This window comes from Lutibacter flavus, assembly GCF_900188355.1.
Lineage (GTDB): Bacteria > Bacteroidota > Bacteroidia > Flavobacteriales > Flavobacteriaceae > Lutibacter > Lutibacter flavus.
The window spans coordinates 102,442-123,631 of the sequence record NZ_FZNX01000003.1 but is presented as its reverse complement, the minus strand read 5'-3'; the positions used below and the strand labels follow the sequence as shown (position 1 = coordinate 123,631).

General features: G+C 29.8%; 24 protein-coding genes. 18 read left to right on the top strand and 6 right to left on the bottom strand.

All coding sequences use genetic code 11. From position 1 onward, the window contains the following. The first annotated feature begins 161 nt into the window (after positions 1-161). The 3 genes from CHB63_RS09475 to CHB63_RS09465 all read left to right on the top strand — a co-directional run bounded on the left by CHB63_RS09475 (position 162) and on the right by CHB63_RS09465 (position 2,419). Positions 162-1,298: a response regulator gene (locus CHB63_RS09475; protein ID WP_089378231.1), complete on the top strand. Its 1,137-nt coding sequence runs from the start codon at positions 162-164 to the stop codon at positions 1,296-1,298. 255 nt (positions 1,299-1,553) lie between these two features. Continuing rightward, entirely contained in the window at positions 1,554-2,042 is a 489-nt protein-coding gene (locus CHB63_RS09470; RefSeq protein WP_089378230.1) for a CAP domain-containing protein, read from the top strand. 29 nt (positions 2,043-2,071) lie between these two features. Further along, on the top strand, positions 2,072-2,419 hold the full coding sequence (locus CHB63_RS09465; protein ID WP_089378229.1) for a glycosyltransferase: 348 nt from the start codon (positions 2,072-2,074) through the stop codon (positions 2,417-2,419). Position 2,420: 1 nt separating this feature from the next. Here the strand turns inward: CHB63_RS09465 and rluF are convergent, their stop codons facing one another. Next, positions 2,421-3,227, bottom strand: coding sequence for a 23S rRNA pseudouridine(2604) synthase RluF (gene rluF, locus CHB63_RS09460; RefSeq protein ID WP_089378228.1), 807 nt, complete (start codon positions 3,225-3,227; stop codon positions 2,421-2,423). Positions 3,228-3,411: 184 nt separating this feature from the next. Between rluF and CHB63_RS09455 the strand changes: the two genes are divergently transcribed. Continuing rightward, positions 3,412-3,987: a DUF502 domain-containing protein gene (locus CHB63_RS09455; protein WP_089378227.1), complete on the top strand. Its 576-nt coding sequence runs from the start codon at positions 3,412-3,414 to the stop codon at positions 3,985-3,987. 15 nt (positions 3,988-4,002) lie between these two features. Here the strand turns inward: CHB63_RS09455 and CHB63_RS09450 are convergent, their stop codons facing one another. The 3 genes from CHB63_RS09450 to CHB63_RS09440 form a co-directional block, all read right to left on the bottom strand. Then, positions 4,003-4,641: a class I SAM-dependent methyltransferase gene (locus CHB63_RS09450; RefSeq protein WP_089378226.1), complete on the bottom strand. Its 639-nt coding sequence runs from the start codon at positions 4,639-4,641 to the stop codon at positions 4,003-4,005. 129 nt (positions 4,642-4,770) lie between these two features. After that, entirely contained in the window at positions 4,771-4,977 is a 207-nt protein-coding gene (locus CHB63_RS09445; protein ID WP_089378225.1) for a dodecin family protein, read from the bottom strand. Positions 4,978-5,062: 85 nt separating this feature from the next. After that, positions 5,063-6,232, bottom strand: coding sequence for a baeRF7 domain-containing protein (locus CHB63_RS09440; protein ID WP_141107293.1), 1,170 nt, complete (start codon positions 6,230-6,232; stop codon positions 5,063-5,065). Between the two features lie 186 nt (positions 6,233-6,418). On the opposite strand from CHB63_RS09440, the gene CHB63_RS09435 reads away from it, so the two are divergent. Then, a complete protein-coding gene (locus tag CHB63_RS09435; protein WP_089378223.1) occupies positions 6,419-7,057 on the top strand; it encodes a hypothetical protein in 639 nt (212 codons plus the stop codon). A gap of 33 nt (positions 7,058-7,090) precedes the next feature. Here the strand turns inward: CHB63_RS09435 and ppsA are convergent, their stop codons facing one another. Continuing rightward, on the bottom strand, positions 7,091-9,478 hold the full coding sequence (gene ppsA, locus CHB63_RS09430) for a phosphoenolpyruvate synthase (RefSeq protein WP_089378547.1): 2,388 nt from the start codon (positions 9,476-9,478) through the stop codon (positions 7,091-7,093). 17 nt (positions 9,479-9,495) lie between these two features. Then, positions 9,496-10,338, bottom strand: coding sequence for a universal stress protein (locus CHB63_RS09425; protein ID WP_176420327.1), 843 nt, complete (start codon positions 10,336-10,338; stop codon positions 9,496-9,498). A 144-nt stretch (positions 10,339-10,482) separates the two neighbouring features. On the opposite strand from CHB63_RS09425, the gene CHB63_RS09420 reads away from it, so the two are divergent. The 13 genes from CHB63_RS09420 to CHB63_RS09360 are packed head-to-tail and all read left to right on the top strand — an operon-like array spanning position 10,483 to position 21,184. Continuing rightward, positions 10,483-11,472, top strand: coding sequence for a thiamine pyrophosphate-dependent dehydrogenase E1 component subunit alpha (locus CHB63_RS09420; RefSeq protein WP_089378221.1), 990 nt, complete (start codon positions 10,483-10,485; stop codon positions 11,470-11,472). A 38-nt stretch (positions 11,473-11,510) separates the two neighbouring features. Then, the gene (locus tag CHB63_RS09415; RefSeq protein ID WP_176420325.1) at positions 11,511-12,536 is read left to right on the top strand and encodes an alpha-ketoacid dehydrogenase subunit beta; all 1,026 of its coding nucleotides are present in this window, start codon (positions 11,511-11,513) and stop codon (positions 12,534-12,536) included. A gap of 10 nt (positions 12,537-12,546) precedes the next feature. Next, positions 12,547-12,786 carry a lipoyl domain-containing protein gene (locus tag CHB63_RS09410; protein ID WP_176420323.1) on the top strand — a complete coding sequence of 80 codons (240 nt, stop codon included), beginning with the start codon at positions 12,547-12,549 and terminating at the stop codon, positions 12,784-12,786. A gap of 40 nt (positions 12,787-12,826) precedes the next feature. Next, complete coding sequence (locus tag CHB63_RS09405) at positions 12,827-13,276, top strand: hypothetical protein (protein WP_089378219.1); 450 nt, start codon at positions 12,827-12,829, stop codon at positions 13,274-13,276. Between the two features lie 55 nt (positions 13,277-13,331). After that, on the top strand, positions 13,332-14,549 hold the full coding sequence (locus CHB63_RS09400; protein ID WP_089378218.1) for an efflux RND transporter periplasmic adaptor subunit: 1,218 nt from the start codon (positions 13,332-13,334) through the stop codon (positions 14,547-14,549). A gap of 5 nt (positions 14,550-14,554) precedes the next feature. Further along, the gene (locus tag CHB63_RS09395; RefSeq protein ID WP_089378217.1) at positions 14,555-15,298 is read left to right on the top strand and encodes an ABC transporter ATP-binding protein; all 744 of its coding nucleotides are present in this window, start codon (positions 14,555-14,557) and stop codon (positions 15,296-15,298) included. Positions 15,299-15,307: 9 nt separating this feature from the next. Further along, positions 15,308-16,525 carry an ABC transporter permease gene (locus tag CHB63_RS09390; protein ID WP_089378216.1) on the top strand — a complete coding sequence of 406 codons (1,218 nt, stop codon included), beginning with the start codon at positions 15,308-15,310 and terminating at the stop codon, positions 16,523-16,525. A 16-nt stretch (positions 16,526-16,541) separates the two neighbouring features. Further along, a complete protein-coding gene (locus tag CHB63_RS09385; RefSeq protein WP_089378545.1) occupies positions 16,542-16,754 on the top strand; it encodes a hypothetical protein in 213 nt (70 codons plus the stop codon). A gap of 10 nt (positions 16,755-16,764) precedes the next feature. Next, complete coding sequence (locus tag CHB63_RS09380) at positions 16,765-17,130, top strand: arsenate reductase family protein (RefSeq protein WP_089378215.1); 366 nt, start codon at positions 16,765-16,767, stop codon at positions 17,128-17,130. Between the two features lie 11 nt (positions 17,131-17,141). Then, positions 17,142-17,492 carry a carboxymuconolactone decarboxylase family protein gene (locus CHB63_RS09375; protein WP_089378214.1) on the top strand — a complete coding sequence of 117 codons (351 nt, stop codon included), beginning with the start codon at positions 17,142-17,144 and terminating at the stop codon, positions 17,490-17,492. Beyond that, the gene (ftsH, locus tag CHB63_RS09370) at positions 17,492-19,444 is read left to right on the top strand and encodes an ATP-dependent zinc metalloprotease FtsH (protein ID WP_089378213.1); all 1,953 of its coding nucleotides are present in this window, start codon (positions 17,492-17,494) and stop codon (positions 19,442-19,444) included. Before CHB63_RS09375 ends, ftsH begins: the two co-directional genes overlap by 1 nt. Positions 19,445-19,470: 26 nt before the next feature. Beyond that, positions 19,471-19,857, top strand: coding sequence for a hypothetical protein (locus tag CHB63_RS09365; protein WP_089378212.1), 387 nt, complete (start codon positions 19,471-19,473; stop codon positions 19,855-19,857). Between the two features lie 34 nt (positions 19,858-19,891). Next, complete coding sequence (locus CHB63_RS09360; RefSeq protein WP_089378211.1) at positions 19,892-21,184, top strand: MgtC/SapB family protein; 1,293 nt, start codon at positions 19,892-19,894, stop codon at positions 21,182-21,184. Positions 21,185-21,190 lie beyond the last annotated feature (6 nt).

The window sequence follows — 21,190 nt, the reverse complement described above, 5'->3', positions numbered from 1 at the left end:
TCTATTATGTAAATATAAAGAATTTGATTACTTGTTCAATTTTATTTATCTACATAAAACTACCATTCAACTAAATTAGAGTTTGATTCATCTAATTTTTAAAAAACATACGACTTACAAAATTACTTTTGGGGTATAAATCATTTAAAAAACAAGTAATTATGAAAATATTAGCCATTGACGATCAACAATTAGTTTTGTTGCCACTTGAAAAAAGATTAACAGCATTAGGTTATGAAGTAAAAATCGAAGTTAATGCAGAAACTGGAATTGAAACCTATAAATCATTTCAACCAGATTTAGTTATTGTTGATATTAATATGCCAGAAGTGTCTGGAATTGATGTTGTTAAATTCATTAGAGTTGAAGAAAAATCAACAACTCCAATTATGGTACTTTCAGGAAATACAGATGATGCTGTTATAACTGAAGGATTTGACTTGGGTATTAATGATTACATGAAAAAACCTTTAAGTTTAAATGAAATTAGTGCAAGAGTAAAAAGGCTTATTGGTGCACCAGAAACAAATAACTTGGTTGAAAATAATGATAATATTATTATAGAACAAAGATGTGTTGGAGTAGTAATACCCTGTTACAATGAAGAGGAAAGGTTGTTAAGCTCAGAGTTTTTAGATTTTGTGGATAAACATTCGGGCTATCACCTATGTTTTGTAAATGATGGAAGTAAAGATAAAACTTTAGAAGTTTTAAATAATTTAAGAAAAGGAAGAGAAAGTTTTATTTCTGTCTATGATTGTGAAAAGAATGGTGGTAAAGCAGAAGCTGTGAGACTTGGAATGCTTCATATGGCTAAAAAAGAAGATTTAGATTATATTGGATTTTTAGACGCAGATCTTTCAACAGATTTAGCAGATTTTGATGACTTAGTTTCAACAATAGAAAACTCTGAATATAAAATTGTAAGTGGATCTAGAATTGCTAGAATGGGAGCTGATATTACAAAAGAGTCTGCTCGAAAAATTATAAGTCTAACAGTTAATTTTATAATTCGAAAAATATTAAAAATGGAATTTAAAGATACGCAGTGCGGAGCCAAAATATTCCATAAAGACATTATTAATACAGCGTTTAGTTCAAAATTTTTAACAAAGTGGTTATTTGATGTTGAGATATTTATTAGAGTTAGAAAACAGTACGGACTTCAAAAAGCAAAACAAATATTATGTGAAAAACCATTAAAAAGATGGATCCATGCTGATGGTTCAAAACTGTCTATGAAAGACTCAATTAAAATTATTGGACAACTTGGTCAAATTGCGTGGGTTTTAAGATAAATAATCTTGAAAAAATAATTAAAATAATTAAATGATTTAAAAAAATGCAGTTCTAAGCTGCATTTTTTTGTGCTTTATACTTTCAGAATATTTGAATTTTAAGGGCTTAAAAATTCATTGAAACCATCTTTTTTTTTGTTAATCGAAGGAAAATTACCATTCGTCGTAACAACCTTTTTCTTAATCTAATAAATTGATGGAAAGGCAGTGTTTAGAGTACTTTTGAAGTGTAAATAACTAAAAGAAATCAAAAAAATGAAAATCTACAAACTACTTTTAACATTAATTATCTTAAGCAGTTTAGCCTCTTGCACTCAAGAAAAAGACGAAATTTATATTTACCAAATAAATGAGTCAAAAAACGCTTATTCTAAAATTGAATTAGAGATTTTAAATTTGGTTAACAATTACAGAGATAGCTTGGGACTTACAAAATTAAATAAATTAGATATAGTTTCGGCAGTAGCATTAACACATTCAAAACATATGGCTGAAACTGGAAAAGTAAGTCATGATAATTTTTCTGATCGTCATAAAAAATTAGTTAATAATGCAAGCGCTAAATCTGTTGGGGAAAATGTGGGGTATGGATACAATTCAGCTCAAGGAGTCTTTAATGCTTGGATTTTTAACGATACTCATAGACTTGTAATAGAAGAAGGGAAATTCACTCATTTTGGTATTTCAACAGAAACAAATATAGAAGGGATAAATTATTTCACTCAAATATTTATTACAAAATAAAAATTATTTTATTTAAAATTTAAATCAATATGAAGTCAGGAATTGTAATTGTATTAACAAATAAGGAAGAAGAAATCAATACTCAAGGAATAGAGAGCTTTTTAAATGAAAACAGGGAGATCAATATTTGCTTTGTAAATAATGGCAGCACAGATAAAACCCTAAATGTTTTGGAATTATTAAATAAAAAATTTCCGAAAAATTTAAGTGTTGTTAATATTAAAAATAACAAAGGAGAAGATGCAGCTTTAAAAGTTGGGTTTAGATATTTATTAAATAAGAAAAATATTATTAAAATAAATTTTTCGAATCATTTAAATTTAAATAAAATGAGATTGTTTTCAGAAATTTCAGGTAAATTATTGTTGAATGCGTAAACTACCTCTTTCTTTTTGGTCTAAACTTTTTTTCACTTCTTGGTACAAATTTCTTTTTAGAAGTATCTTTTGAAGCTTCTTCTGTTTTAGAAGAGTTTGAAACCATTTTGTTGATATGATCCAATTCTAATTTTGTTAATTCCCTCCATTCACCAATTTTTAAATTCACCAAATTTACATTCATAATACGAGTTCGTTGCAGCTTGGTAACCTCATATTCTAAATACTCACACATTCTACGAATTTGCCTGTTTAATCCTTGAGTTAAAATAATTTTAAAAGTGAAGTCATTTATCTTAGTAACTTTGCACTTTTTTGTAACAGTCCCTAAAATTGGCAATCCATTACTCATTTTTTTAATAAAATCATCAGTAATGCGCTGATTAACAGTTACAATATATTCTTTTTCGTGATTATTACCAGCTCGTAAAATTTTATTTACAATATCGCCATCGTTGGTTAAAAAAATTAAACCTTCAGAGGGTTTATCAAGTCGCCCAATTGGGAAAAGCCTCTCATGGTGATTAATGTATTTTACAATATTATTTCGCTCTTTAGAATCGGTTGTGCAAACAATTCCAACAGGTTTGTTAAAAGCAATGTATAAAGTTTTAGGCTTGGCTTGTAATGGTTTACCGTTAATTTTAACCACGTCTCCATCAAATACTCGGTTTCCTAATTGAGTTGTTTTACCGTTGATTGTAACTTTGCCATCAATAATCAATTTTTCCGCTTCTCTTCGAGAGCAAATACCCGTACTACTTATGTACTTGTTTAAATTGATTGAATTTTTGTTGATATTTTCCACAAACTTTTATTTGGGGGTGCAAGTTACTAAATATTCTTATTTTAAATCATCTAGAATTTTTTGAAATAATTAAAACGATTCTTTAAATATTTCAAATTATTAAGTAAATTATAGTTAAATTTAAAAAACTCAAGATAGCATATAAATTCTATTTTTAGAATTGAGTTGTATAAAATTTAAGAATATGAAAAAACTTATCAATTATTTATTTCAGGGAATATTATATATAGCGCCGTTAACAATAACGGGTTATATTATTTATACCTTTTTTATGTTTTTAGACGGGATTTCACAAAAACTACTTGCCAAATTTTTTGATTTTGAAATTCCAGGTTTAGGAATATTATCGTTGTTGGTGTTTTTAATTTTAGTTGGTTTTATTGGAAGATATATAATTGCAGATCCTTTAAAACAATTCTTTAAAAAAGTGATAGAAAGAATCCCTTTAATAAATTTTGTTTATTCTGCTTTTAATGATTTATTTTCTGCATTTGTTGGAAAAGAGAAAAAGTTTAATCAACCGGTTTTAGTAAAGGTAAACTTAGTTTCTAACCTTGAAAAATTAGGGTTTATTACTGAAGAAAATTTAACTGTTCTTGGTGAAAAGGATAAGGTTGCAGTATACTTTCCGCATTCATATAATTTTTCTGGAGAATTATTTATTGTTCCAAAAGAACATATTAAACCTATTACTGTTAATTCTAGTGAATTAATGAAATTTATTGTTTCAGCTGGTTTAACAGGTTGGAAAAATGATTAAAAAGGTATTTAGAATTTATTTTTTAATTGCTTTTACAACTACAAAAGAACCTTTTCCAAAACCTGATTTTGGTAATTGCACTTCTTTTATTTCATCTAAGGCTCCAAACAATGTTTGATTAAATTCCAGTTTTTTAAAACCTGTTTCGATTAGTAACTTTTCAACCTGATTTACGGAATAAAAATTAGCATATTTTAAAAAACTATTATGTTTTCGTTTTTCTTCATAAGCTTTACCAATTTTTTGATCTTTATCAATAAAACCAATAATAATACTTCCAAAATGTTTTAAAACACGATGTGCTTCTTTTAAGGCTATTTTTATATCATCTAAATGACAAATAGTTACAAAAAGCACAAAATCAAAGTGTAAATCTTTATAAGGTAAATTTTCAGCATAACCATTTACTACCTCAATTCCTCTATTTATTGCTTTGGCAGCCATTTCTGGTGAAGGTTCAATACCTTCCTTAATTCCTAATGTTTGTGCAAACCTTCCAGTACCCAAGCCTACTTCAATTCCTTTAATATTTTCAGGTAACTTTATAAGTTGTTCTTTTATAGCCGCAACTTCAGATAGATATACTTCTGGATATTTTTTAAACCAATCTTCATATCGTTTAACATGTGTATTAAATAGTACTGACTTTTTCATATGTTATTAAATTTATTCGAGTTATAAAATTCATAAAAAAAAAGAGGCATTCTCAACTAATTAACCTATTAGTTTATTTGCAAATTTGAAAATGCCTCATTAACTCAACTAACTACTAACTAAAAAGAACTAATCATCTAAAATACCAAATGTTACTTTTGTATTCACTCGGTATTCTTTGATTTTGTTATCGTTAACTGTCACTTGCATATCTTTTAGATACACCGACTTAATATTTTTTACAGATTTTGATGCTTCATTAATTACATTTTGCACGGCATCTTCAAAACTAACTTTTGAATTCCCTAAGATTTCAATTACTTTTAATACAGACATTGTTTTTGTTTTAATTGTTAATATTTAATAAAATTATAAGTTCTATTACTAATAAGAAATGATATTGCTCAATTCATACAAAAAATTAATATCTTAAAATTGCATTTAGTGGGCGTCCTTTTTCCGGCATATCTTGAGGTTCTAAAATGTAAACATTACCACCTTGCATAAAAGTTTTTATAGACGATAAATTTGTAAGTGAACCATTACTCAATTTCTTTTTTGAATTAAGAGTTAAATACCCATTTTCTTTGTTATAAGTACCATAGATATCAATATCCTTTTGCACAAAAAGGGTATCTATTTTGCCATTTAATGCTGCCGGAATAATTTCATTTACTTGATATGATATTTTTGGGGTACTATATAATTCTGTAAACTGATTTAGTTTGTCTTTTTTTGTTTTTTCAAAATATCCTTCCATCAGTTTCCAGGACTCTTCATGTAATTTCTTTTTATCTTTAAATTGTGGGTCTCCTGAAATATATTTATCATAAAAATTGGGATAGGTATTCGCTTCTTTATATCCGCTATATAATTTGCTTACACCTGCAATAAGTAGTGGTGCTTTTTTATTTTTAATAGCTTTATTAACACCTTTGTCAATTGCTTTAAAAAATGCAGTTAGTTCCTTTTGTTTATCATCTTTACCTTCACCATGACCGTGAAAAGATCCAGATCCGAATGCATTTTGCCCACTTCTAAATTGAAACATTTTTGGTTTATAATCAGACCCAACTACTTTTTCCAATTGATCTGGTGTAAAATCTTCAAAATAAAGATCCTTAAAACTATACCTAGAGCCTTCAAATAGTTTCACATAGTCTTCACTTAATTCTAATACATAATAAAGACCATCATCATGATATAAAGGGAGCAATGGTTTTAAATAGAAATGATCAGCAACAAAAGTAAAAGCTTCAAAAGGAATTGGTAAAGTATAATATTTTAAACCATTTTTATCGAGAAAAAGAGCTAAACCATCTGATGGATTTCTCCATAATTCTGAATCAACTATTAATGCTTGTATAGGCATAAGATAATTGGTTATCTCCTTTTCGTTAATTTCATGTTCGAGCAGTGATTTATGCACATCTCTTATACATTTACTTAGTTTAGATTGTGCCAAATGTTCATTTTGCTCTTTCCCATTTTTATCCATAGGTAAATAAATAGATACACAATGTAAGTTATGATCTTTTGCTAAAGATTTAAAAGTTTTTAGTGGTAACGGATGGTTGTTCGAGATATACATAACTTTTATTTTTATACTAATTTATCATTATTATTAATTCCTTAATATGATACAAATCAAGGCGTGAATTTATTTTTTCTTGAGAATTAAATTATTTAAATGATATAAATCATTCTTTCTAATTGATATAAATCAGTACAATTAAAACCAATGTATCCTAACTTTATTAAACTAAAATTTTGAATCATGAAAAAAATAATAGTAATAATTGGACTTTTGGTTTTGGTATCTTGTTCTTCAACTAGATTTGTTGATAGTTGGAAAAATCCTGAAGTAACTTCATTCAAACCAGAAAAAGTTTTGGTGGTTGGAATTACAGACAACTTAACTGCTCGTAAAATTTTTGAAGAAGATTTGAAAAAGGCATTTGTTCAAAGAAACATAAATGCAATAGAAAGCAATACTGTTTTAGACAATACTTTTACAAGTTCTAAAAAAACTGAAGCGGAAATAAATGAAATGATAAATGAAATTTCCAAAGATGGATTTGATGCTGTTGTAATTACCGCCATTAAGGGTGTTGATGAAAAAATAGGTTATGATGATGGTTATTATACAATAGGTTACAGATGGTCTCGTTTTGGGCGTTACTATTATAGATATCAAGATATTTATTATACACCAAGATATTATGATACCTACAATGTTTATCATGTTGAAACTTCAATTTATAACCTTAACGGAGCTGAAAATAAATCGCTGGTTTGGGTAGGAGCATTAGATCTTGTTAACCCACAAACAATCTCATCAACAGTGAAAGATTATGTTGATAGAATAATTAAACAACTTGAAAAAGAAAACTTAATTGTTAAGTTAAATTATTAAGTTAAAATTATAAGAATTGAATTAAAACAAAAGTTAGTGTTGCATAGCTAACTTTTGTTTTTCTGCTTTATAGGTATTTTCAATTCCTTTTAACAATGCATCTGGATTAAACGAAATACTGTCAATTCCTTTTTCAACCAAAAATTTGGCATATTCAGGAAAATCACTTGGCGCCTGACCACAAAAGCCAATTTTTGTACCAGTATTATTAGCTTTTTCAATTGCCATTGCAATCATTTTTTTTGCAGCTTTATCATTTTCATCAAAAAGATTGGCCATTAACTGAGAGTCTCTGTCAACTCCTAATGTAAGTTGCGTAAGATCGTTAGAACCTATAGAAAAACCATCAAAAATTTCGGCAAAGTCTTCAGCTAAAATTACATTGCTTGGAATTTCAACCATCGTGTAAATTTCCAATCCATTTTCACCTTGTATCAATCCATTTTTAGCCATAATTTGAATTACTTTTTTACCTTCTTCTACAGTTCTGCAAAAAGGTATCATTACTTTAAGATTGGTAAATCCCATAGTTTCTCTAACTTTTTTAATCGCTTTGCATTCCAATCCAAAACCTTCCTTATATAATTCATGATAATATCTGGATGCACCTCTAAAACCAAGCATAGGATTTTCTTCCTGAGGTTCAAATTGTTTACCTCCAATTAAATTTGCATATTCATTGGTTTTAAAATCACTTGTTCTTACAATTACTTCTTTAGGATAAAAAGCTGCAGTAATAAGAGAGATGCCTTGAGCTAATTGATCAACAAAATAATCTTCTTTATTTAAATAGAAAGCAGTTAGTTTTCTAATTTCACTTTTTACAACAGTATCTTTAATCTCATTAAATTTTATCAATGCCATTGGATGTATTTTTACAGTATGTGTAATTATAAATTCCATACGTAATAAACCCACACCATTATTTGGGTAAGAAGATAAACGAAATGCTTTTTCCGGATCTGCCAAAATTAGTTTCATTTCTGTTTTTGGCATTTTAAGATTTGTAAAATCAAGTTGTTTTTTTTCAAAAGAAAGTTTCCCTTTATAAACAAAACCCGTTTTACCTTGAGCACAAGAAATAGTAATTATATGTCCATTAACTATCACTTTTGTTGCAATATTACAGCCTACTATTGCTGGAACACCAAGTTCTCTTGCTACAATAGAAGCGTGACTGGTTCGTCCTCCTTTGTTAGTTATAATACCACCACATTGTTTTAATATTGGATCCCAATCAGGCGTAATAGTATCGGTTACTACAATTTCACCTTTTTTTAGTTTATAGGCTTCTTTAGGTGATTCTAGAACTCTTGCTATACCAACAATAATTTTAGATCCAACAGCATTTCCAGTACAAAGAATCTCACTTTTTTCCAATAGTTCATATTCATAAAGTATGTTTTTCTTCTTGGTTTGATGCACTGTTTCTGGTCGAGCTTGGGTAATATATAATTTGTTGGTAATACCATCTTTAGCCCACTCAATATCCATTGCCTTATTATAATGTTCTTCAATTACAAGTGCCCATTTTGCAAGTTTATGAATTTCAACATCAGTTAAGACATATTGAATTTGTTTTGATAATGGAGTTTCTACGTTTAAGGTAGCTATAGGTTTATTAGATTCTGAATAAATCATTGTTTTTTCTTTACTACCCAATTTTTTCTGAATGATTGCATCCTTACCTTGTTTAAGCGTTGGTTTAAAAACATAAAACTCGTCTGGATTTACAATTCCTTGCACAATATTTTCCCCTAAACCCCATACTCCTGACAGTAAAATTATGTTTTCAAATCCTGATTCTGGTTCTAATGTAAACCCAACCCCAGAACACCCTTTATCTGAACGAACCATTTTTTGAATACCTACAGAAATGGCAATATTAATATGTTTAAATCCTTTATCTTCTCGGTATTTTATTGCTCTATTTGTATATAATGAAGCAAAACAATTTTTAACAGCCTTAAGCAGGTCTGTTTCTCCTAAAACATTAAGAAAAGTTTCGTGTTGACCGGCAAAACTTGCTTCAGGTAGATCTTCAACTGTTGCGCTACTTCTTACTGCAACTTCAAAATAATCTCCAGAGCATAAAATTTTATAAGCCTCAATAATTGAATTTGAAAACTCTTTAGAAAAAACACCATTTAAAATTAGTTCTCTAGCTTTTAGCCCAACTGTATTTAAGTTGGAATAGTCTTTTTTATTTAGTTCATTTAAAATAGCATTTAATTTATTTTGTAATTTATTTTCTTCAAGAAATGAATAAAATGCTTCAGATGTTGTTGCAAATCCATTTGGAATATGAACTCCTTTCCCAACCAGTTTTGTATACATTTCGCCCAATGAAGCATTTTTACCTCCAACTATAGCTAAATCTTTTAAACCTATTTCACTAAATTTTTTTATGAATAGTTTCATTTTTAATTGTGTTTGCGTCAATAATTAACTTCATTAAAACTAATTAAAGGTACATTGCTTTGATTTTTCATTTTTTTAACTAAATCGGTATGGAATAATTTTTTAACAAGTCCTTTTTTCTTTCGTTCTAGCATAGCAACTAAATCGGCATTTACTTCTGTTAAATATATTTTTAGAAAATTAAAAATATCATCAGAGTAAAATAAAGCATATTCAATTTTTTTATAGCTTACTTTTTGTTCTAATATTTCCTTAAACCATTGCATTTGTTCTTCTGCATTGTATTCTTTTTTAGTAGAAATATGAATTATTTTAATTTTTGCTTTAAAAATCTTTGCTATTTCTGCAAGTCTGTAAATTGCACTAATATCTTCCTGTTCAAAATCGGATGCATAAACAATTGTTTCAATGTTATTTAGAAAGGCGTTTTCTGGAATTGCTAAAACTGGACATGGAGCTTTTTCAATTAATACTTTAGTAGTATTACCCATTAGAAAGTCTTTCAAATCACTTTTGCCTTTCATTCCGGTAATTATTAAAGAAGCATATAATTCGTCTGTTTTTGAAATTATTCCATTAACAACAGAACTATTTTCAATAGCTTCAATTTGAAAATTCTTTTTCTCAAAATTAGTTTCTAAATGTTCAATACATAAGTTTTTGATTTTGAGTTCCTTTTGCTCTTTTAACTCTTCTTTTGTAAAAAGATATGGCTCATCTAGATTAGAACTTAATCTAGTAGAATCAAAAATATGTATTACCCATAAACTAGCATTTATTTTTTTACTTAAAGCGTACGCATATTTTAATGCAGTTATGGCATTTTGAGAAAAATCAGTTGCATGTATTATAGTTTTCATTGGAATCATTTTTTAATAAAATAAAGTTATCCATCAATAAAGAAGTATTAAATGATATCTCTCATTAAGTGAATGTTTATTAATGATTGTGGTCATTTTTTGCCCTTACAAGCATTAGTAATTTTATATATAAATTTTAGTATCATGAATAACATAAGAAAAAAAGACCTTCTTTGGATGTATCGCGTTATGAAAACTTCACGATACTTTGAAGAACGAATGGAAAAAGCATATTTAGAAGGAAAACAACCCGTTTTTAATATAGGGGCGGGACCAGTTCCTGGTGAAATGCACCTATCTAACGGACAAGAGCCTGCAGCTGCTGGTATGATTGTTCATTTAACAAAAAATGATACTGTTACAGCAACACATAGACCACATCATGAAGCCATTGCTAAAGGAGTAGATCTAAAAAAAATGACTGCAGAAATTTTTGGCAAAAAAACTGGTTTAAGCAAAGGTAAAGGTGGACATATGCACTTGTTTGATCCTAATGTGAAGTTTTCTTGTGGAGGTATTGTAGGTGCTGGAATACCACATGCTGCAGGTGCTGCATTGGCAAACAAGAAAAGAAATACAAATTGGGTTGCAGTTGCATTTATTGGCGATGGAGCTACTAATACCGGGGCTTTTCACGAATCCTTAAATCTGGCAGCTCTTTGGAAATTACCTCTTATTGTTGTTGTAGAAGATAATTCATGGGGAATTTCAGTAGCTAAAAAAGATTCAACCAGTGTGCCTTTTAATTGTATTAGGGCAAAATCATATGATATAAATGGATATTATGTAAAAAAAAATAATCCAATTGAAATGTATAGAGATAGTAAAGAAGCTATAGATAGAGCAAGAAATGGTGAAGGACCCTCAATTATTGAAATTCAAACGGATCGTTATTTAGGTCATTTTCAGGGGGATCCGGAGTTTTATAGAAATAAAGATGAGGTAGCTGCTTTAAGAGCAAAGGATCCTATTGAAAAATTGAAAAAAAAGTTAATAAAAGAAAGCTATATAACAGTTCAAGAGTTAAGTACAATTGATTCTTTAATTATTAAAGAAGTTGATAAAGCTTATGAGTTTGCTAAACATAGCGAGTATCCTAAGCCAGAGGAAGCATTGGGAGATGTATTCTGTTAGTACTTTTTAGGGACTAAATAACTTTAAAATAGAATGAAATGGAAACAACAATAGAAAAAACGAAAAAACTTACTGGAAGTAAAGCAATGATTCAAGCTTTGGAGCAAGAAATGACCATTGATGATAGCATATTTATAATGGGTGAGGATGTTGGAAAATATGGTGGAATATTTGGTTCAACAACCGGGCTTTATAGCATGTTTGGAAAAGAAAGAGTTATGGATACACCAATTTCTGAAACTGGTTTTATTGGAGCAGCTATTGGAGCTGCAGCAGAAGGTTTAAGGCCAGTAGTTGAGTTGATGTTTGTTGATTTTCATGGGGTTGCAATGGATCAGATATACAATCATATGGCAAAAATTCAATATATGAGTGGTGGAAGGGTTAAATTACCAATTGTTTTAATGACAGCAGTGGGTGGAGGTTATAGTGATGCTGCTCAACATTCTCAAACTTTATACGCAAGTTTTGGTCATTTACCAGGTTTAAAAGTGGTTGCGCCAACATTTCCTTATGACATTAAAGGAATGTTAATCTCTGCAATTAGAGATGACAATCCGGTAATTTTTATGTTTCATAAAACACTTCAAGGGCTTGGTTGGATGGATCAATTAGAAGCTTCTTTGGGTGAGGTTCCTGAAAACGCATATGCAATTCCTTTAAATAGAGCAAAAGTTGTTAAACAAGGAAAAGATATCACTATTGTTGGTGCTCAAATGATGACTGTTGAAGCTTTAAAAGCAGCTGAAGAATTAGCAAAAAAAGGAATAGATGCAGAGGTTATAGATTTAAGATCTATAAAACCTATAGATAAGGAAACCATATTAAAATCAGTTGCAAAAACACATCATTTACTGGTAGTAGATGAAGATTATTTATCATATGGAATAACTGCTGAAATAAGTGCTATTGTGGCATCGGAAGGTTTTAATAGTTTAAATGCACCAATTGGTAGATTGGCAATACCAGATGTGCCAATTCCTTATAGCCGAGTGATGGAAAAATTTGTAATTCCCAATTCAGAAAAAATAGTTGAAGCAGTTTTAAAAATAGTAACAGTTTAAGAAGTTTATTGTGTCTGATCTCAAAGAAATTATACTGCCAAAAGAATTGGGAGTAGATGTAGAAAGTTTAATTGTTTTTTGGAATAAAGAATCTGGTGAAGCTTTTGAAGAAGGTGAATTGTTGGTTGAAGTTCAGACGGATAAAGTTTCTTTTGAAGTTGCAGCTCCGTTTTCAGGAACACTTGCAGAAGTAAAAATAAAACGCGGTGAAACTGCAAAAGGTGGGCAGGTAATAGGGACAGCTTATTAATTAAAATAGAGTTTTTTTATAATTTTAAAATAAGAATATTATGAGCGATTTTAGAAACAGACCAAATGGTAATTACATTTTTGAAGCCAACTGGCAAGAATTATATGTGCTTACAAAACACTGGAAATCTGATTTATTATTTTACAGAGACGATTTAAAATTCTTAGATCATTTAATTGATAAATATTTTATTTGGCTTTCAAAAAAGGAAAACATAGATCAAGTGAGAGAGATTGAAGTAAGCCTTGTTGAAACTGATAAACTATGTTCAACTTTATTACTTCAAGTTAATAAACACCTTTCTCATCTTGCTGGTTTAATGGAAGATCCTTTTAAATATGATTCACATAAATTTAGAACAGAACATCAAATTTTAGAGGATAAATTAGCTGGTTTTGTGAAGACTTTTAGAGATAATAGAAAGAAAGTTTTTGCAGTAACTGAACATGTAATTGAAAGTGAAAAATTAGAACATTTAATTATAGATTAAAAGTAACGTTAGCAAATAGTTAGGGTATTGTAACCTTTTATTATTAAAAATTAACATGAAAAAATATAGATGGATACTAATTGGATTATTAATTATTGTGGCTGGAGTTTATTTTTATTATAAGCCAAAATTAGAAGCCAAAAATCTTGAATTTACCTATACAAAACTGGAGAAAGGAGCAATTGAGGCTATTGTATCCAGCACAGGTACTTTGGAAGCCATCAATACTGTCGAGGTTGGAACACAAATATCTGGAACTATCAAAAAAATATATGCTGATTATAATGATGAAGTGAAGGCTGGACAATTGTTAGCAGAAATGGATTTAAAATTATTGAATACCAACTTAATAAGTGCACAAGCAAATTTGGCTGTAAGTAAAACCCAATTAGAGCATTCAAAAAAAGAATATGAACGTAATTTAGGATTGTTTGATAAAAATGTTATTTCAGAAAAAGATTTAGCCAATTTCAAGTATATATACGATCAAGCCAAAGGCGTATATAAAGCAGCTGAGGCCGCTGTTAAAAATATACAAGTCAGTATTGGTTATGCTCGTATTACTTCACCAATAAACGGTACAATTACAGAACGGAGCGTTGAAGAAGGCCAAACTGTTGCTGCTTCTTTTGCAACTCCAAGAATGTTTATAATTGCTGAAGATCTTTCAAAAATGCAAATTCTTGCGGATGTAGATGAGAGCGATATTGGCTATATACGAGATAGTATGCGGGTACGCTTTACAGTTCAAACTTTTTCAGAGAAGGATTTTTATGGCATAGTTAGCCAAATACGGTTGCAACCAATTGAGATAAACAATGTAGTTAATTATCAGGTAGTTGTTGATGTTGATAATAAAAAAGGATTGTTGCTTCCTGGTATGACAACCAGTTTGGAATTTATTACCAATACAGCTAAAGACGTATTCCTTATTAATAATTCTGCATTAAGGTTTAGACCAAATGAGGTAATGTTAAAAGAAATCAAATCAAGTTTAGAGGAAAATTCAAAAAGTGTACTTTCAGATTCATTGTATCAAAAGTTTAAAAATTCGATTAACAACGAAGAATCATACACGCCAGGTAATTTTAAAAAAGTATTACCATCCAATATTAATATTTTCTTTTACACCAATTCAGACGGAAAACTTGACTTTAAATTTATTGAAACAGGTATAAAAACTGGCTTGCAGTCGCAAATTATAAGATTTCTAGATGGTTCTCAATTATCTGAAGAAATAAAAGCAATTAATGGTATAAAATCTAAAAAGTAGAAAAAATGCCACTTAAAAAAGTAATAGAAACCAAAAAAGTATGTCGTGTATTTAAAAATGGTGAAATAGAGGTACATGCTGTAACTGATGTAGATTTATTAATTGAAGAAGGTGAGTTTGTAGCGATTATGGGAGCATCTGGATCAGGTAAATCAACATTTTTAAACATTTTAGGGTGTTTGGATAAACCTACTTCTGGCGATTATTATTTGGACGGTGTACATGTAAATAATCTCAATAAAAATGAATTGGCAGATATTAGAAATCAAAAAATTGGATTCATATTTCAAAGCTATAATTTATTATCAAGAACTACAGCTATAGAAAATGTTGAATTACCATTGGTTTATGATAGAACAGGAAGGTTTTCGGATTCAAAAGAACTGGCTAAAAAAGCGTTGGAACAAGTTGGTTTGGGAGATAGATTATACCATAAAACGAACCAACTTTCAGGAGGTGAACTGCAAAGAGTAGCTATTGCAAGAGCCTTGGTAAATGATCCAGCTTTAATTCTATCCGATGAAGCTACGGGTAATTTAGATAGTAAAGCAAGCATTGATGTTGCTGATTTATTTGTTGAATTAAATGATAAAGGAAAAACCATAGTAATGATCACTCACGAGCCTGAAATTGCACAATTTGCAAAACGAATGATTTATTTAAGAGATGGCCGAGTTTTAACTGATGAGATTATTAAAAATAGAAGTACTAAAGAAAGTGCTTTAAGAGATTTGGAATTAACAGCTTAATAAAGTGAAATGCGACAGTTATTTAAAACATTTAAAGTGGCTTTTCAAGCGATCTACAAGAATAGAACTCGCAGTTTATTAACGATGCTTGGTATTATTATAGGTGTTGGAGCGGTTATTATGACAATTTCAGCAGGAGAAGGAGCCACCAAACAGGTTCAGGATCAAATATCAGGTTTGGGTACTAATTTATTAATGATTTACACTAAAACCGAACACCGAGCGGGTGCGCATGTTAGAATGGGAAAACCAATCAATAAAAAAGATTTTGAGATGTTACAAAAGAACTCAGTTTGGATTTCAAAACTATCGCCTTTAGTTGTGTCTGTAGCACAAGCTATAGGCCCAAATGGGTATAAATCTATAGCGATTTATGGGGTGTCAGATCAATATTTTGATATTTTAAGTAGAGATTTATTAACTGGGGAATATTTTAAAGAAGAAGATGTAAAAACAGCTCGAAAAGTATGTGTAATTGGTAAGACTATTAAAGATGAATTGTTTTTAGATTTAGATCCAATTGGCAGGCAAATTAGAATAGATAAAATTCCATTTACGGTGGTTGGCTTCTTAAAAGAGGAAGGAAAGGGAGCAATGGGACAAGATCAGGATGATATTATTTTGGCGCCCTATACAACTATTCAAAATAGATTATCTGGATATAGAAGAGGTTATGATATTATAATGGCTAGTGCAAATAGTGAAGACCATATTACTGACGCTAAAATTGAGGCTACAGAATTACTAAGAGAAACACACAGAATTTTAGAAGGAGAAGAAAATGACTTTGAAATTACAACTCAAATTGAACTTCAGGAAATAACGGGAAATATTACAGGTATTTTAACCATTCTTTTGGGTGCAATAGCAAGTATTTCATTGTTAGTTGGGGGTATTGGAATTATGAATATTATGCTGGTATCCGTAACTGAACGAACTCGTGAAATTGGAACCCGTTTGGCAATTGGAGCTCGTGAAAGTGACATTTTAACTCAGTTTTTAATAGAAGCTGTTACCCTGAGTTTGGCAGGTGGTATTTTTGGTGTTTTACTTGGTGTAATTGGGAATCACGTAATTTATAAAATAACTAATTTTTATATACCTACGGCGCTATATTCGATACTAATTGGTTTTGGATTTGCAGCTTTTGTAGGAATTGCTTTTGGGTATTTTCCTGCCAGAAAAGCCGCCAAATTAAATCCAATAGATGCTTTAAGGTATGAATAAAAAAACTTTAAATCTTATGAAAAATTTACAGGAATTACTTAAAGAAATAACAGAGCTAACCTTTAAAATAGAAAAAAAATACCCGGAATTGTATCAGTTTTTAGATGAAAATCCGCAAACAATTCCTTCAAAATATCATCCTGAAATTAATAAAAAAGAGCTACAGGATTATTTGGAGAGTTTAAAGCAATTATTAAGTCATCATCTAGAAACTCATACAATTAAATAAAACAATTATCATGGGAGAAATAGCTACATCAAAACGACAGATTACATTGTTTTACAGCTCAATATCGTTAAGAGCAAAACAAACCTTGGCATATGCAAAAGCAGAAGGTTTACCAATTTTAGAAATTGATATTTTAAAAACACCATTAACAGGAACACAAATTGCAGAATTAGCAGGTAGGTTAAAAATAGAAATTAAAGATTTAGTAAATCAGGGACACCCAACTTATATGTCGCATTTTGCACATCATGAGTTTTCTTCTGAAGACTGGATTAAAATGATTAAAAATAATCCTGAAATCATGAAGCAACCAATTGCTTTAAGAGGGGAAAAAACCATTTTGGTTGAAACTCCAACTGATATAATAAAAATTTAAAACTGTAAGATATGATTAGGGATTATTGTAAATATTATAGCGACTTAAAACGCGGATTAGATGAATTAGAAGAAGCTATTCCAACAACCGTTAGCGGGTATCAGAATCTTCAACAAACAAGTTTAACCGATGGGACATTAACTTTAAAATCGAAAGAACTTATTGCTTTGGGAATTGCTATTTCAATGGGAAGTACGGGTTGTATTGCACTTCATGTAAATGATGCATTAATTGCTGGAGCGAATACTTCAGAAATTTTAGAAACAATTGAGGTAGCCATTTTTATGGGTGGAGAAGCTTCAGTGATTTATGGCTGTGAAGCGTTAGAAGCATTAAACCAATTTATGGTTTTAGAAAAATAATGATTAGCAATTTTAAAAATAGCAAAAATAAAAATGTATCGGAAAATGAAAATCCGAAGAAACCTCCTATTGGTTTTAAACCATATTGGATTTATATTTTTTTTCTGGTATCAATGGTTTTATTAATTTTTATAAACCCATTAATTAAAACAAAAGAAATAAGTTGGTTAAATTTTGAAAATAAAATGCTTAGTAAGCATGATGTTGCTAAAATTGTAGTTGTAAATAAAGAAATTGCTGAAATTTATATTAAACCCGAGAGGCTTTCTGATCCAAAATATTTTGAAGTTTCAAAAAATGCATTTACGTCAACTATTGGGCCACATTATGTAATACAAATTGGTTCCGTTGAGAGTTTTGAAAATAAATTATTTCAGGTACAAGAAGGGTTTTTACCAGAGGAAAAAGTTGAAATAACTTATCAGAGCAGAGCAAATTGGGGAAGTATTCTTTCTTGGTTATTACCATTTGGAGTGCTTATTTTATTTTGGATTCTTATGTTTCGCGGAATGGGAAGAGGAAACGTTGGAAGCTCTGTGTTTAATTTTGGGAAGTCCACTGCAAAATTAATAGACAAAGACACAAAAAGCACGATAACTTTTAAAGATGTAGCAGGGTTAAGAGAAGCCAAAAGTGAGGTTGAAGAGATTGTGGATTTTTTAAAAAACCCGGAGACATATACAAAACTTGGAGCCAAAATTCCAAAAGGAGTTATGCTTGTTGGACCAACAGGAACCGGTAAAACCTTAATGGCAAAAGCAGTGGCAGGAGAGGCTCAAGTTCCATTTTTTTCATTGTCAGGGTCAGAATTTGTGGAAATGTTTGTTGGTGTTGGAGCTTCTAGGGTAAGAGATCTTTTTAAACAAGCCAAAGAAAAAGCACCAAGTATCATTTTTATAGATGAAATAGATGCTGTTGGGCGTTCACGAAGTAAATTAAATTCATTTCAAACAAATGATGAACGGGAAAACACTTTAAATCAATTATTAACAGAACTCGACGGATTTGGAACAAATACAGGTGTAATAGTATTAGCAGCTACCAATAGAGCCGATATTTTAGATAAAGCTTTATTACGTCCAGGAAGGTTTGACAGACATATTTATTTAGAATTACCAAATAAACAAGAGCGTTTAGAAATATTTGGAGTTCATTTAAGACCCATAAAAAAATCTGAAGATGTTGATGTGGAATTACTGGCATCATTAAGTCCTGGCTTTTCAGGAGCAGATATAGCAAATATTTGTAATGAAGCAGCCTTAATTGCAGCACGTAAAAAAAAGGAAGAGGTTGAACAAAAAGATTTTATGGAGGCAAGAGATCGGGTAGTAGGAGGTTTGGAAAGAAAAGGTAAAATTATTTCAGCAAAAGAAAAAGAAATTGTAGCACATCATGAGGCCGGTCATGCTGTAGCAAGTTGGTACTTAAAAAATGTAGATTCATTGGTTAAAGTTTCAATAATTCCAAGAGGTAAATCATTAGGTTCGGCTTGGTATTTACCTGAGGAGCATCAAATTATTACAAAATCTCAGTTTATAGATCAAATTTGTGCTTCTTTAGGAGGAAGAGCTGCGGAAGAATTAATTTTTAATGAAGTTTCTTCAGGTGCATTGGATGATTTAGAAAAAGTTACAAAGCAAGCTTATAATATGGTTGCCTTTTATGGTTTGAATGACGAGCTTGGGCCTATGAGTTTTTATGATTCAACAGGTGAAAATGAACGTTTTTTAGGAAAACCATACAGCGAAAATATGGCAGTGTTAATAGATAAAGAAGTTCAGGATTTAATTACTTCGGCATATTTAAGAACAAAAAATTTACTAACAGAACATGAAAGCGAGTTGGAAACTTTAGCTGAGTTATTATTGAAAAAAGAGGTTGTTTACCTAGAAGATCTTGAAAAAATATTAGGAAAAAGAATTAAAGACATCCCATTAAATATAAAGGATTGAATATTATTTAAACAAAAACAACTATTATGGAAACAGCAGTTATTTTTAATTCGGATTTGCATTTTGAGCACAAACAATGGAGACGAGAACTCTTTTTTTGGGAAGATGAATTAAAATCTTTTCAAAAAAGATTAGATGAACTTGTAAAACGGTGGACAGATAAAAACATGTTGGCTCAATTGGAGCATTATCAAAACCAGTTTATGATACAGGAAGAGGTTATAAATGAATTTCATGATGAAATATTTTTACATGAAACCAATATTGCAGCACATTACAAAAAAGGAGAGGATGTTCTAAACGAAGATTTAGTAAAAAAACATATCGAATTTAGAAACCATATGGAGGTTCAAAGAAATATGTATACAAATCTTAAAAAAGAATTTTACAAATTTCTTTCAGAATATATGTGAAGCCATTTATTAATTGTTGTTTAAATCTAATTTAATGGAAGATGGTTTTATAATTCAATTAGAAAATTTTAAACTTTCTGAACTTGAATTTCTAATAAGATTGCTTGTAACTACAGGTATTGGTTTTGTAATCGGGTTAGAACGTGAATTTTCCCATTATTCAGAAAATGAAGAAATTTTTGCAGGTGTAAGGACTTTTACACTTGTTGCATTGTTAGGATTTTTAACCACATTTTTAGGTATTACATTTACTCACTGGATTTTTATAGCGGGTTTTTTAAGCGTTGTTTTTATGGTAGCCATCTCTTATTGGGTAACCTCACAAAAAGGGAATATTGGTGGTACAACCGAATTTGCAACTATTGTCACATTTTTACTTGGAGCATTCATACTTATTGGAAACATTAATGCTGGCTTGGCACTTACGGTAATAACAGTGGTATTATTATCTCTTAAAGTAAAACTGAGAACCATAATAGGGCAACTAACACAAAAAGAGATTTATGCTCTTATTCGTTTTGTTATAATTGCACTTTTAATTTTACCTTTTTTACCAAGTAATTATTTTGGACCATATAATGTAATTAACCCAAAAGAGATTGGTTGGGTAATTGTTTTAATTTCAGGAATTGGGTTTGTTGGGTATATTTTGATGAAATTTTTAGGAACCGATAGGGGAATATTATTAACTAGTATTTTAGGTGGTTTAGTATCCAGTACAATTGTAACATATACGTTTTCTAAAAAAAGTAAAGAAACACCAGAGCTTTCAAAAAATTTTACGGTTGGTATTTTTGCTGCAGCCAGTATTATGATATTAAGAATTGCTTTATTAGTTTATATTTTTAATAAACCTATGTTAAGTGATTTGGTAATTCCTTTATTAATTATTTTTTTAACCGCAATTGGAATTACTTTATTCTTTTACAAAAAGCAATTAACAAAACCACCTTATAAAGATAAGTTGTCTTTAGGTGACCCTCTTAACATAAAAAATGCCGTTTTTTTTGGTGTTTTTTATATAGGAATATTATTATTGGTTAGTTATGCGAATAGTGTTTATGGAGCAAAGGGGCTTTATGTTTCAAGTGCTATAAGTGCTTTAACAGATATTGATGCAATTGCAATTTCAGTATCTAAATTAGGTGGTACAACTATTAAATTATTAACAGCTCAAAATGCCATTTTATTGGCTACGCTTGCCAATACAATTGCAAAAATTGGAATTGCAGTTTGGACAGGAAGCTCTGAATTAAAAAAATATGTTCTAATAGGATATGGTTTTATTTTTATTGCAGGTATAGTTGGTTTTCAAATTTTAAACTAACCTTTA